This is a genomic window from Bacteroides sp. AM41-16 (genome assembly GCF_003603495.1).
GTDB classification, from domain to species: Bacteria; Bacteroidota; Bacteroidia; order Bacteroidales; family Bacteroidaceae; genus Bacteroides; species Bacteroides uniformis.
In genome coordinates, this window is record NZ_QTNE01000014.1 from 75,772 (window position 1) to 90,239 (window position 14,468).

The window sequence follows — 14,468 nt, forward strand, 5'->3', positions numbered from 1 at the left end:
AAAAAAAATATGGACTTTAAAAAATTAGCAACACAGTATAAGGATGAACTGATGAATCATATTCTTCCTTTTTGGCTTGAATGTTCTCAAGATCATGAATATGGTGGATATTTTACATGCTTGGATCGTCAAGGCAATGTATTTGATACGGATAAATTTATTTGGTTGCAGGGACGTGAGGTATGGATGTTTTCGATGCTTTATAATAAGGTAGAGAAGCGTCAAGAGTGGTTAGATTGTGCCATTCAAGGAGGAGAATTCTTGAAAAAGTATGGTCACGATGGTAACTATAACTGGTATTTCTCATTGGACAGACAAGGAAATCCATTAGTTGAGCCTTATAATATTTTTTCATATACGTTTGCTACGATGGCATTTGGGCAGTTAAGCTTAGCCACAGGGAATGAAGAGTATGCAGAAATTGCCAAGAAAACGTTTGATATAATCTTGTCGAAGGTTGATAATCCCAAAGGGCATTGGAATAAGTTGCATGCAGGTACACGTGATTTGAAGAACTTTGCATTGCCAATGATTTTATGCAATTTGGCTTTGGAGATAGAACATTTGCTGGATGAGGATTATCTGGAAAAGACCATGGAAGTCTGTATCCATGAGGTTATGGAAGAATTTTATCGTCCGGAATTAGGAGGTATTATTGTTGAAAACATACAAATGGACGGACAGCTTTCCGATTCGTTCGAGGGAAGACAAATTACTCCCGGACATGCAATTGAAGCCATGTGGTTTATCATGGATTTAGGGAAACGTTTGGGGCGTTTGGACTTGATAGAAAAGGCGAAAAATACCACTTTGACTATGCTCGATTACGGCTGGGATAAAGAGTTCGGAGGTATTTATTATTTTATGGATCGTAAAGGTTGTCCTCCTCAACAATTGGAGTGGGATCAGAAGCTTTGGTGGGTACATATCGAGACTCTGATTTCTCTATTGAAAGGGTATCATTTGACTGGCGACCAGCAATGTTTGGAGTGGTTTAATAAAGTGCATGATTATACATGGACTCATTTTAAAGATACAGAACATCCTGAATGGTTTGGATACCTGAATAGAAGAGGTGAAGTTTTGCTTCCGCTGAAAGGTGGAAAATGGAAAGGATGTTTCCATGTTCCCAGAGGATTGTATCAGTGTTGGACTGTTTTGGAGGAAATAGCAAATTCATAAATAGAATCTGTATGAGCAAAATCATAGTAGTAGGCAGTTCAAATACGGATATGGTAGTGCATACCTCCCATTTACCAGCACCGGGAGAGACAATCCTTGGTGGTAAGTTTCTTATGAATCAGGGTGGTAAAGGAGCAAATCAGGCAGTTGCAGTGAAGCGATTGGGGGGTGACTTGTTATTTGTGGCGAGAGTGGGCAATGATGTTTTGGGACAGCAGACCTTGCGTGTTTTTCAAAATGAAGGCATAGAAACAAGCTATATTGCTTTAGATAATGAAACTCCATCCGGAGTTGCGTTGATAAGCGTGGACCAATATGCTGAAAATTGTATTGTTGTGGCTTCGGGGGCTAATATGTTACTTGGACAAGAGGATATTGACAGTATGGAAAAAGAGATGTTGGTTGGAGATATATTATTGATGCAACTGGAAATTCCTCTTTCAACTGTAGAATATGCTGCACGGAAGGCTTATGAAAAGGGAGTGAAAGTTGTATTGAATCCTGCTCCTGCCTGTTCTTTGCCGGAATCTTTGTTCCAATATTTATATATGATAACTCCCAATCGGATAGAGGCTGAAATGCTGACCGGAGTTAAGATAAACAGCAAAGAAGACGTGGCTATGGCGGCTGGTGTCTTGTATCGGAAAGGTGTGAAAAATATAATAATAACTTTGGGTAGCGAAGGAAGCTTTGTAAGAGAAGGAGAAAAAACTTATTATGTAGATGCCTACAAAGTGGTTCCGGTTGATACTACGGCCGCAGGAGATACTTTCAATGGAGCTGTTTGCGTGGGTGTTTCCGAAGGGATGAGCTTGGAACAAGCAGTATTGTTTGCATCTAAAGCTTCTTCTATTTCTGTTACAAGAATGGGGGCTCAATCATCTATTCCTTATCGGAAAGAGTTGGATATGAATAATTTAGTTTAATCTGTTAAAAGAAGAATATTGTGGATAGACGTCATTTTTTATCAATGTTAGGTCTGGGAGCAGTTGGTTTGACTCTGCCGGGAGTAGCTCAAGCAGATATTTTAAAGCAAGCAGCTGCCAATCCGAATATAAAACCTATTTCCGGTTCTTGGTTTGAATTTCAGCATCCGGGAGGTAAAGAAGGAGTATATTGGGACAAAGACTTAAGACAGTTTACTGCTGCCCAGTGGAGAGAAAAAATTCGTGAAATCAGTGAGACCGGTATGGAATATTTGGTGATGATGAATGTGGCTGCTCACGGCAAAGCTTTTTTTGATACGAAATTGGCTCCTAAATTTGAAATGGGTTGTGAAGATCCTATTGAAACAGTCCTTTCTGCGGCAGATGAGTTTGGTGTGAAGTTCTTTGTGAGCAATGATTATTGGGGACCGGATCTTGATGCTCATCGGATGATGACAGATAGGGAACTGGGTAAGAAAAGGAATCAATCAATGGAAGAAATCTATAAGAAATATGGGCATCACAAGAGCTTTTATGGGTGGTATTTCCCTAATGAATCGTGGTTAGATCCTTATTTTTGTGATTTTGTGATACCTTATGTCAATGAGTGTGCGCAAGTGGCTAAGTCGTTGAATGCTAACTGTGTGAATATAATAGCTCCATACAATATAAAGAAAGAAAAATGTGATGATTATTTTGTGAGACAGCTTGAACAACTCAATGTGGAAATCGTGGCCTATCAGGATGGAGTGGGAGTAGGTGCAACCAGATTGGAAGATTCTGCCCGTTATTATGAGAATTTGTCAAAAGCGCATCAAAAGGCAGGGCGTTCCAGAATATGGGCTGATATGGAGTTGTTTTACTTTGAACAGACCACTCATGGCAGTTTACTTCCAGCGGACTTTAACAATAGAATAATTCATCAAATGGAAGCTATTTCACCTTTCGTGGACAAAATTTTGGTTTACCAATATCTTGGAATCATGAACAAACCCCAATCTAAGGCTCATGCCGGATTAAGAGGAGAGACGGTAAGGTTATATAATCAATATATGGATTGGTATAACAAACAAAATTTTAAATGAATAGGAATGATATGAAAAGAATTGTATACTTTTTAGTTTCTCTGTTGGGATTTACCAAACTGGCAGCACAAGATCCTGCTGATTTTGTTCTTCCATCTATTATAAGTGATCATGCAGTGATGCAACGTGATGCCGAAGTAAAGCTTTGGGGATGGTGTCCCAGTGTTTGGGATTTGAAGATTGTATGTAGTTGGGCTCCCAATGATACGGTTCATGTATCTTCTGATAAATATAAGTATTGGGAAACTTATATAAACACTCCCAAGGCCGAAGGACCGCACGCCATTCGGTTTTATGGTTGGGAAGGTAAACTTTGCGCAGAAGTGAAAGACATTCTGATGGGAGAAACTTGGCTTTGTTCCGGTCAGTCAAATATGGAGTATTGCTTTAAGTGGCGTGTAGATGACATCACCGATAGAAGTACACTGTTTGACAATAAAAAGATTCGTTTTTTCAAGGTGGCTAAGTCATCCTCCGCGTATCCGGTTGAAAGAATTCAGGGAAAGTGGGAAATTTGTTCTCCCGAAACTGCAGAAGATTTTAGCGTAGTGGCTTTTTGCTTTGGAAAAAGGCTGAATGAAGAATTGGGTAATCTTCCTATCGGGTTGATAGGCTCTTATTGGGGAGGTACAGCCATTGAGCCTTGGATGGACGAATTTACATTGCGTCATGAGAAATTGGAAGAAAAGACTAAAGCATTGACTGCCGGATGGGCACCGACTGCAAATTCTTCTCTTTACAATGCAATGATTCATCCCATTATAAACTACACTATTGCCGGGGTTGTCTGGTATCAAGGAGAAGCCAATAATGAAAGGCATCAGGATTATGGAGTTATGTTTGATGCTATGATTAGAGGTTGGCGTAATGCTTTTCATCATTATTTGCCTTTCTATTTTGTCCAGATAACTCCTTGGAGTGGTTATGCGGATAAAAATGCTGCATATTTGCGTGAACAACAAGCCGATGTGGCTGCTACATTGAGAAATACTGGTATGGTTGTGGCGGGAGACTTAGTAAACGACCTAACAGATATTCATCCGAGTCTGAAGAGACAAGTAGGAGAACGATTAGCTAATATGGCTTTGAAAAATAGTTATCATAAAGAGGATATACAACCGTATTCGCCTATGCTAAAATCCTTTAGAGTAGATGGTCGTAAAGTAATAGTAACAACTACCGCTATTGGCAAACTTGCTTGCAAGGATAAGGTCATTCGTCACTTTGAGGTCCTGGATAAAGAGGGTAATTTGCATCCGGCTAAGGCTTCTATATTAAAGAATGGAGATATCAGTGTCATTGCCGATAAGGTGAAGGAACCGGTAGGAGTACGTTATTGTTTTTCCAATGATGCTATGCCTAATTTATTTGATAGTAACGGATTACCTTTGGCTCCATTTAGAACAGATCGTAAAAAATGAAAAAGTCTTTATTATATTTAATTTGTTGTTTTATTTGCTTCTCTGCTTTTTCTCAAGCTTCTGATTTGAAGTTTCGTGACGGGAAGTTCAAGATTGTTCAGTTGACAGACCTGCATTGGGTAGAGAGTGATTCTTATAAATTGAAGAATGACAGCACTTGTCATTTGATTCGTGAAGTTATTCGTATAGAAGATCCCGATTTGGTTGTTCTTACAGGTGATGTAGTAGTTTCCTGGAATGCTAAGAAAGGATGGGAGAAATTGACCAAAATATTTGGGGAAACCAAAACTCCTTTTGTTGTGACCTTTGGTAATCATGATGAAGAAACGGATATGAACAATGCTCAGATATTGGACTATCTGTGTACACGACCTTATAACCTGACTTATGATGCTGAAAAAGGACTTTCGGGCTCGGGCAATTGCATGTTGACCGTCCGTTCTTCTGATGCTACATCTGAAAAATGGGTACTCTATTTCTTCGATTCTCACAATAATACCAAAGACCGTTCTTTTGGTTATTATGATTGGATTAAGCATAATCAGATAGAGTGGTATAGGAAAAGTAGCAGTCGGGTTACCGCTCGCAACAAGCGCATATTGCCTTCCTTGGCTTTCTTCCATATTCCTCTGCCAGAGCATGAAACGGCAAGGTGGACATGCCGGGAGTTTGGCGAGAAGCAGGAGGGTGTTTGTGCTCCAAGTGTAAATACCGGATTGTACTCCTCGTTTATAGAAAAGAGGGATGTTATTGGGGTGTTTGTAGGTCATGACCATAATAATGACTATATGGTTGATTTAGACGGTAACATAACTTTGGCCTATGGTCGGAAGACGGGTTATCCTTCTGCCTATAATGAAACGCTTAGCCGAGGGGTACGTGTCATTAATCTGCATGAAGACGAATCGGTTTTTGATACTTATATAAGAGATTTGAAAGGAACTTATTTTCATTATCAATTTGAGCAGAAAAATAAGGGCAGTAATATTCCTCGTTTCAGTGGTTCCTTTGTGCAAGAGTTTTTGGTAGCAAATTGGGACAACGAACGTTGGAATCAGGAAATGGATATGCTGAAAGAAGCTGGCATGAAGTACTTGATCTATGCACCTGCATTGCTGGTAGATGAAAAGGGGAAAACAACTACAAATTATCCGTCTGCTCTGACGAAGAAGAAGCAAGGCAATAGAACGCTTGAAAAGTGTTTGCAAAGTGCGCAAAAAAATGGCATTAAAGTATTTGTAGGATTAAACTTTAATGAACGTTGGTGGAAAGTGGATTATGATGCTCGCTGGTTACTGGAGCAAATGGAAATGGGTAATAAGGTGGCAGATGAGCTTGTTGTTTTGTATAAAGAAAAGTATCCGGATGCCATGTATGGTTGGTATTGGGTTTGGGAGGTAGACAACTTGAACTGTATGACTTCTGAGCGTCAATCAATTTTGGCAGAGGCATTGAATACGAATTTGAATCATCTTTCTGAGATTGCTCCGGAAATGCCCCTTATGTTGTCTCCGTTTATGAATTACAAGGTAGGTGGAAATGCTGAAGAATGTGGCAAGATGTGGACGAACGTCTTTGCGCAAACCGACTTCCGTCCGGGAGATATATTCGCTCCTCAGGATTGTGTCGGTGCAGGTGGACTGAATTTGGATAATTTGTGGGAATGGTTTTCTAATTTGAAGAAGGCTGTCAATACTAAACCTGGGCTGAAGTTTTGGGGAAATGTAGAGACATTCGATCAGCGCTTTTGGACTAGCGCTCCTTTAGAAAGGGTTCAAAAACAGTTAGAGATTGTAAATGGCTATGTTGGCAATTTGATTTGTTTTGCATACAATCATTACAATAGCCCGTTTGTAGTTAATCCGGCGTATCATCAGGCATATCTTCAATATTGCCGGACGGGATGTTTGCCTATAATGGATATTCCTGAAAAAGTGAAGAATGCTGCTGTACGAAAGGTGGCTAAGGGAATTGAAGTTTCTTGGATACCGAATGAAATGAAAGCAGTTGACGGATATAGTATCTATCGTGATGGGCAGTTGATTATGAAATTACAAATACGTGACGGACAACTTCCGAGAACTTTTGTTGATGCAGAAGGTACAGTAGATAATGTTTATGAAGTAGCTGTTTATAATGTGATTGGTAAAGAATCTGCTAAAGTAAAAGCTGAATAACAATTGTAAAATTGATAAATATGAAGAATGTAACTTTTATTATTTGGGCTTTTGTTGTACTGTGTGCAGGATGCAGTTCTTCCACTTCAGTTGTGCAAGATGAAGTCTCTATGACTAAAAAACAATTGGCTGATAAAGTGAAAGGTGGTTGGGCAGCGAAAACCATTGGTTGTACCTATGGAGGACCGGTTGAATTTCTGCATAATGGTACTATGATTCAAGACTATACTCCCATAAAATGGTCCAAAGATAGAGTGAAATATTATTATGATACATTTCCCGGATTGTATGATGATATATATGTGGATATTGTATTTGTGAATGTGTTCGACCGTTTGGGTTTAGAGGCACCGGCCGATTCTTTTGCTGTTTCGTTTGCTGATGCCGGATTTCCTTTGTGGCATGCCAACCAAGTTGCAAAATATAATATTAAGCAAGGCATTATGCCCCCCATGTCCGGACATTGGTTGAATAATCCTCATGCAGATGATATTGACTATCAGATAGAAGCAGATTTTGCAGGTCTAATGTCACCGGGCATGCCTAATACTGCTTCTGAAATTTCAGATAAAATCGGTCACATCTTTACGTATGGCGACGGCTGGTATGGTGGTGTGTATGTGGGCGCTCTATATTCCATGGCTTTTGTTTCAGATGATATGGAGTATGTGGTAGAAGAGGCATTGAATACAATTCCCGAGCAAAGTGATTTTTATGCTTGCATAAAAGATGTGATTGGTTGGTATCGGCAATATCCAGATGACTGGAAACAGACTTGGTTTGAATGCCAGAAGAAGTGGACTTCGGAAGTGGGGTGTCCCGATGGCGTTTTTGTTCCGTTTAATATTGATGCCAAGATAAATAGTGCCTATGTGGCTATAGGTCTGTTATATGGCAAGAAAGATTTTTATCAGACTATTGATATTTCGGCACGTTGTGGGCAAGATTCTGATTGTAATGCGGCTACTGCTGCCGGTATATTGGGTACAATGCTTGGATATAGTAATATTCCGGAATTATGGAAAGAAAGTCTTTACGAAGTAGAGGACATCCCATTTGCCTATACGGAAGTTTCGCTGAATAAGCTTTATGAGTTAAGTCTGAAACAAGCTTTGCAGGTGATAGAGCAAGAAGGAGGTTCTGTTCAGGGAGAGCAGGTTGTTATTAAAACGCAACAGCCGGTTGCTGTAAAGTATGAGAAAGCTTTTGAAGGTCATTATCCGGCAGAGAAGAAAGCTGTTAACCTTTTGTTACAGGATGCTACAGAGTTTATGTTTGATGGTAACGGATTTGTTTTGAAAGGATATGTGAAGTGTGCTGATGAATCGTATGTTGCGAGTGTTGCGATGTATATAGATGGCGCTTTAGCAGAAACTGCCAATCTTCCCGTTGCTAAATCTACTTCTATAGATGACAGAAGGGTTGATTCGTTTCATAAATACCAGTTGCCTGATGCAGCGCACACGGTTGTTTTGAAATGGTTGAATCCTCGTACGGATGCACAAGTTTATTTAGGTGAGGCGGTTATTTATTCCAGCCAGCCCAATCAATTAACCTATAAATAATTAATTGTAATGTATATAGTTGAAAATTATGGATTGGCAGTAGCTCTTTGTTGGGTTACCATGCTTTGCTGGGGCTCTTGGGGGAATACTCAAAAGCTGGCAGCGAAAACTTGGCGATATGAACTTTTTTATTGGGATTATGTCGTTGGAATTCTTCTCTTCTCTTTGATATGGGGATTTACTTTAGGAAGTACGGGCGAAGCAGGTAGAGGCTTTGTCGATGATTTGCTTCAGGTTGATATCTCTAATTTGGTGAGTGCGTTTTTGGGAGGTGTCATTTTTAATGCATCCAACATTTTGTTATCTTCTTCCATGTCATTGGCTGGTATGTCTGTCGCTTTCCCCGTAGGCGTTGGGTTAGCTCTGGTATTGGGTGTATTTATAAATTACTTTAGTGCTCCTCAAGGTGATGCAACTGTTTTGTTTTCTGGAGTATTTCTGATTGTACTTGCTATTATTTTTAATGGTATAGCTTCTGGGAAAGTTGCTAAAGGAGGAACATACCAGGCAATGAGGAAAAAAGGGATTATTATAGCTGTGTGTGCAGGTATATTGATGGCATTTTTCTATCGTTTTGTAGCGGCTGCTATGGATTTAGAGAATCTGGAAACGCCGACTGCGGGTATGATGACTCCTTATTCAGCATTGTTTGTGTTTGCAGTGGGTATTTTTGTCAGCAACTTTTTCTTCAATACATTGGTCATGAAGAAACCCTTTGTCGGCAAGCCGATAGCGTATAGTGACTATTTCAGTGGAAATATGAAGACACATCTTGTTGGAATTCTGGGAGGAACCATCTGGGCATTGGGGACTGCTTGTAGTTATATTGCTGCAGGGAAAGCTGGTGCAGCTATCTCCTATGCTTTGGGACAAGGTGCCACTATGGTTGCTGCCTTATGGGGAATATTTATCTGGAAAGAATTCAAGGGCGCATCTAAGTCAATAAATATGCTGCTTGTATTTATGCTGATACTTTTCCTTTCAGGCTTGGGGTTGATAATTATATCTGGTGGTAATTAAATTCTTTATTTTAAATAATATACTATGAGACAAAAAAAACAAATGAAAATGTTGGGACTATTGGGATTGTTGGCTGCATTACCGATAATTTCTGCATGTGCGGGAAATAAGGGTTCTGACGAATCTCGAAAAGAAAAAATGGTCCAATCGGTTTCTGTGGTACAGCCTATTACGGGTACATGGATTAATTTAGCCTACAAGGATGTGCGGAATAAGTATACTAATCCACAACATTTTGATAATATGGATCCTAAATTATGGACTGCTAAAGTGCGTGAATTGGCTAACATGGGGATTGAATATTTGGTGTTCATGGAGGTTGCTAATGAAGGGAAAGCATATTATCCGTCAAAGTTGATGCCGTGGTTATATAATGATAAATTGCAAAGCCCCGTTGATGCGATTCTTGACGAAGCTGCCAAACATGGCATGAAGGTTTTTATGAGTACCGGTTGGGCAAAAGATCAGGATGATAATCTGCTTGATCCAGTGATTAAGGAGCGTCAGCTTCAGATTATGGAGGAATTGGCATCTCTCTATAAAAATCATAAAGCTTTCTATGGCTGGTATCTTCCGGTTGAAGATTGTCTTTGCCCTATCTTTGCCGAGCATGCTGTTCAGTCAGTAAATGCATTGACAGAGAAGGCTCATTCTTTGACTCCCGGAAAGAAGACCTTGATTTCTCCGTATGGTATTGGTCTGTCCGAATTTGATCATCCTGATTTTGAGAAGCAGATGGCAAAATTGAAAGTCGATATTATTGCTTATCAAGATGAGGTGGGATGTGTACGTGACAAATTTACTCTTCCTCGCTTGAAAAAGAATTGGCAAAGGATGCGCGATATTCACAATCGCCTGAATATTGAGATGTGGGCGAACTGCGAAACCTTTACTTGGGAAGAGGGAACCAATGACCGCCAATCTGCTTTGATTCCGGCTGCTTATTCCCGTTTGCTGTCACAGCAGGTAGCGGCTTCGGTTGCTGGTGTCGACAAAATAATTTCGTTTATGTTCGGTGGAATTATCGAAGACCCAAAGTCTGCTTATCAATTGGGACAACCTGTGTGGTCTAATAATTTATACAACAATTATATGGCTTGGAAAGAAGGTGACAGTTTTTGGAAATTATTTGAAGCTGCTTTGCTTGACAAGTTGGTCAATTCAGCCAAATCGGAAATGATTGGTAAAGTTGATATGAAGGCACTGGCAGATGGTCGGGTAGCCGAAGAGGATAGTGGAGACAGCCGTTGGGTAAGGTTTGAAAAAGGTCATCATGAGGTAGTGATTGATTTGCAAAAGAATACTTCGCTTCAAAAGGTGCTGGTACGTACTTTGAACTATAATCAGGAAAAGATAGGTGCTCCTTTGAAGGTTTATGTTTACACTTCTCAAGATGGCCAGACTTATAATCTGGCTTCAATAAAGGATACTCCGTATTTTCCTAACAACAAGCATGATGCTTGGATTGACGCAGTCTTGATTGATAATTTAAAAGAAAAGACACGTTATGTGAAAGTTGCTTTTGACGCTTTGGAAAATGTGTATATGGATGAGATTTTTGTAAATCCAAGTATTCGTTAACCGGGTAATATAATGAAGGAATAATAGGGTCATCCGGAAAATATGAAATATAGTTTGAGATGAATTGATATTATATGGGAATGAAGCCGCCCGGATATGGAAGATGCAGCCATCTTAAACAGATATGTCTAAGTAGAAAAAGTATGATTTCAGGCTAATAGAAACGTCAATTATCGCATTTCATTAATATAATAAAGTGCGATATAAAAAACAATACAATGAAAAAAATCTTAATTTATTAATCCAAAAATGAATCTATGAAAAGATTACACAAAACTATGAATCGAATTGTCGGAGTGCTTTTAATGGCACTTATGATGGTTCCAAGTGGTTTGAAAGCTGAGACGGCAGAAATGCTTCAAACTTCTAAAATTACGGGTGTAGTAATTGACGATTTCGGCGAGCCGATAATCGGTGCTACTGTTCGTGTGAAGAATGCACAGAATGGCGCTGTAACAGATGTTAATGGACGTTACTCTGTAAATGCTACTAAAAATGCGACATTGGTTTTTTCTTTTATTGGCTATAGAACACAAGAGGTAGCTGTTAAGGGTAGGACTACTGTTAATGTAACTTTGAAAGAGGACAGCCAAATGTTGGAAGAAACAGTTGTTATTGGTTATGGTGCTGTTCCTAAAAGAGATTTAACGGGATCTGTATCTTCTTTAAAGAGCGAAGATTTGCTGAAAACAAACCCTGTGAGTGTGAATCAAGGTTTGCAAGGCAAAATGGCAGGTGTAAATGTGTCCCAGTCTGACGGAGCCCCGGGTGCCGGTATAAATATCCAAATTCGTGGTGCCAATTCGTTTACTACCAGTACAGAGCCTTTGTATGTAGTCGACGGTATGCCGTATTCTATGGGTGAAGGACGTACAACGGATTATGGTATGAAACAGAGTAATAATCCATTGAGTACCATTAGTCCACAAGATATATTATCTATTGAAGTTTTAAAAGATGCATCTGCTACCGCTATTTATGGTTCTCGTGCTGCCAATGGTGTTGTGCTTATTACTACTAAATCCGGTGCTGAGGGAAAGGCAAAAGTTCAGCTTTCTGCTAACCTTAGCATCTCTAATCCGGTAAAACGTATTGATGTGCTCGATGCTTGTGATTACGCTTTGTACCGTAATGAACGTATCACGAATGGTCTCTTGTATGACGGTTACTCTGAGGCAGACAGCCAATTGGAATATCCTTTGGTGGGATATTGGGCTCCGGTGAAAGCTCCGGATCCTATTACAGGAGAAATGGTTGTAGTAGGTCAGGAGTATAAGCCAAGTCCATGGGATTACCGGAAGGGTTTTGTCGAAAAAGAAGGAGGACCGGTACGTTATGGAACAAATTGGCAGGATGAAATTTTTCAGACAGCAATAAGCCAAGATTATAATGTTACAGTATCGGGTGGTGATAAGAAAGGTAACTATATGTATTCCGGTGGTTATACTGACCAGCAGGGTGTGATTGTTAATTCTTATTATAGACGTTATACAGCGAGAGCTAACAACAGCCGTAAAATCAATGATTTTTTAGAGTTAGGTACTAACATCAGTTTTGCAACTTCCGATAATCGTTTGGCACGTACCAATAGTGAAACGTATGGTGTAATTCCTGCAGCTATTTCGTTTAATCCTACTCGTCCGGTATTCGATCCCAATAAAGACTCTGGCTTTTCGGAAGATTTCTCTACCGGTTTGGCTAATCCTTATTTGACTGTACATACGGAGAAGAATATCCAAGAGACGTTGAATGTATTTATCTCAAGCTTTGGTGAATTGAAGTTTACCGACTGGTTGAAATTCCGTCAGAATTTTGGTTACGGTTATAGCTATTATGAACGTAATACCTATAATAACCGTTGGACCGGTGCGGGTATAGCTCCTACAAATGGTTATGCAACGAAGTCAGATGATGCTTATGAAAGCATTTCGACAGAGTCTTTGTTGACTTTCAACAAGAAGTTTGGAGTTCATGGCATTAATGCTGTGCTTGGTATGACTTATGAAAACAGCATGTGGCATAGTAAGTGGATGGCTGCATCTAATTTCCCGAACGATATGACTGAAGACAACGTCATTGAAGCAGGAACTAAGGACCGTCGTATGGAAAGTAGTCGTGGAAAGTCTCAGCTGATGTCCTATCTGTTCAGAGCCAATTATAATTTGCTGGACCGTTATTTATTCACTTTTTCTATGCGTCGTGACGGTTCCAGTAAATTGTCAGAGTTAAATCGTTGGAATAACTTCTATTCGGGAGCCGTTGCTTGGCGTTTGTCTGATGAGTCTTTTGTAAAGCAGCTGAATTTCTTCGATGACTTGAAATTGCGTGTCAGTGCCGGACAGACCGGAGGTCAGGGGGTCAGTGCCTATGCTACCCGTTCCCGTTTTGTTGTTTCTAACTACGGTATGGGTGGTTCATTGCAGAGTGGTATGGCAGAATCCCGCTGGGGAGGACCTGCAGCAGCTCTTCTGAAATGGGAGACAACCAATCAGTTTGACATAGGTTTGGACATTGCTTTCTTGAATAACCGTGTTAATTTGACAGTAGATGCCTATTATAAGAAGACAAAAGACCTATTGTTGGATAAGCTTATTCCTATGAGTTCCGGTTTTAGCCGTATTCAGGCAAACTATGGTAATGTAACAAATAAAGGGTTGGAAATTTCCGGTCATTTCATTCCTGTAAAGGCACGTAATTTCTTGTGGTCTATAGATGCCAATATTTCATTCAACCGTAATAAGGTGGGTGGTTTGGATGCCGACCAATATTCTGATGTGGCTTGGGGTATTGAGAACATGTTCTTGGTACGTAATGGTGAGCCTATCGGTACTCTATATGGGTATGTGGAAGATGGCTTTTATGACAATGAGGCCGAAGTCCGTGCAGATCCGTTGTATAGAAATGAGACGGACTCTAAGGTTAAAAGCATGGTAGGTGAAGTGAAATACAAGAATCTTGATGACGATCCTGTAATTGATAATCGAGACCGTCAGATTATAGGTAATACCAACCCGGATTACCAATATGGTATAACCAATACATTGGAATGGAAGAACTGGACATTCAGTTTCTTCTTGCAGGGTACACAAGGTAATGACGTGTTGAATGTCAATCTTAAGAAATTTGATATGGCCAGCGTGGATAATATGCCTTATTTTATTTATAACAATCGTTGGACTGCCGAAAATAGGGCAAATGCCAAATGGCCGCGTGCCAATAGAACCAGTACACGTTCTATGAGGGCATCTGACCGTTACATTGAGGATGGATCTTACTTGCGTTGCAAGAATGTCAGCTTGAGCTACCGTTTCCGCCATCCGATGAAGTTTGTGGAGAGTATTAATTTGGTTGCCAGCGTTTCCAATCTATTTACAATTTCCGGTTATAGTTGGATGGACCCTGATGTGAATTCATTTGGTAGTGACCCTAAACGCAGAGGTGTGGATATGGCTTCTTATCCAAGTGCCCGTACATTTAATTTTGGTGTTCAAATTGGATTTTAAATAATGAT

General features: G+C 39.9%; 9 protein-coding genes. All 9 read left to right on the plus strand.

Features of this window, described 5'->3' with window-relative positions; all coding sequences use genetic code 11:
* Positions 1 to 9 precede the first annotated feature (9 nt).
* The 9 genes from DW896_RS13195 (at position 10) to DW896_RS13235 (ending at position 14,460) form a co-directional block, all read left to right on the plus strand.
* A complete protein-coding gene (locus DW896_RS13195) occupies positions 10 to 1,182 on the plus strand; it encodes an AGE family epimerase/isomerase (RefSeq protein ID WP_005835389.1) in 1,173 nt (390 codons plus the stop codon).
* Between the two features lie 11 nt (positions 1,183 to 1,193).
* Positions 1,194 to 2,108 carry a ribokinase gene (gene rbsK, locus DW896_RS13200; RefSeq protein ID WP_005835391.1) on the plus strand — a complete coding sequence of 305 codons (915 nt, stop codon included), beginning with the start codon at positions 1,194 to 1,196 and terminating at the stop codon, positions 2,106 to 2,108.
* A 20-nt stretch (positions 2,109 to 2,128) separates the two neighbouring features.
* Entirely contained in the window at positions 2,129 to 3,193 is a 1,065-nt protein-coding gene (locus DW896_RS13205; protein ID WP_009037096.1) for a DUF4434 domain-containing protein, read from the plus strand.
* Positions 3,190 to 4,614 carry a sialate O-acetylesterase gene (locus DW896_RS13210; RefSeq protein WP_009037095.1) on the plus strand — a complete coding sequence of 475 codons (1,425 nt, stop codon included), beginning with the start codon at positions 3,190 to 3,192 and terminating at the stop codon, positions 4,612 to 4,614. Before DW896_RS13205 ends, DW896_RS13210 begins: the two co-directional genes overlap by 4 nt.
* Positions 4,611 to 6,791 carry a DUF4434 domain-containing protein gene (locus tag DW896_RS13215; protein ID WP_016272598.1) on the plus strand — a complete coding sequence of 727 codons (2,181 nt, stop codon included), beginning with the start codon at positions 4,611 to 4,613 and terminating at the stop codon, positions 6,789 to 6,791. Before DW896_RS13210 ends, DW896_RS13215 begins: the two co-directional genes overlap by 4 nt.
* A 20-nt stretch (positions 6,792 to 6,811) precedes the next feature.
* Positions 6,812 to 8,356: an ADP-ribosylglycohydrolase family protein gene (locus DW896_RS13220; RefSeq protein ID WP_005835404.1), complete on the plus strand. Its 1,545-nt coding sequence runs from the start codon at positions 6,812 to 6,814 to the stop codon at positions 8,354 to 8,356.
* Positions 8,357 to 8,365: 9 nt separating this feature from the next.
* A complete protein-coding gene (locus DW896_RS13225; protein WP_005835407.1) occupies positions 8,366 to 9,376 on the plus strand; it encodes a GRP family sugar transporter in 1,011 nt (336 codons plus the stop codon).
* A gap of 24 nt (positions 9,377 to 9,400) precedes the next feature.
* Complete coding sequence (locus DW896_RS13230; RefSeq protein ID WP_009037093.1) at positions 9,401 to 10,957, plus strand: DUF4434 domain-containing protein; 1,557 nt, start codon at positions 9,401 to 9,403, stop codon at positions 10,955 to 10,957.
* Between the two features lie 257 nt (positions 10,958 to 11,214).
* Complete coding sequence (locus DW896_RS13235; RefSeq protein ID WP_034528820.1) at positions 11,215 to 14,460, plus strand: TonB-dependent receptor; 3,246 nt, start codon at positions 11,215 to 11,217, stop codon at positions 14,458 to 14,460.
* Positions 14,461 to 14,468 lie beyond the last annotated feature (8 nt).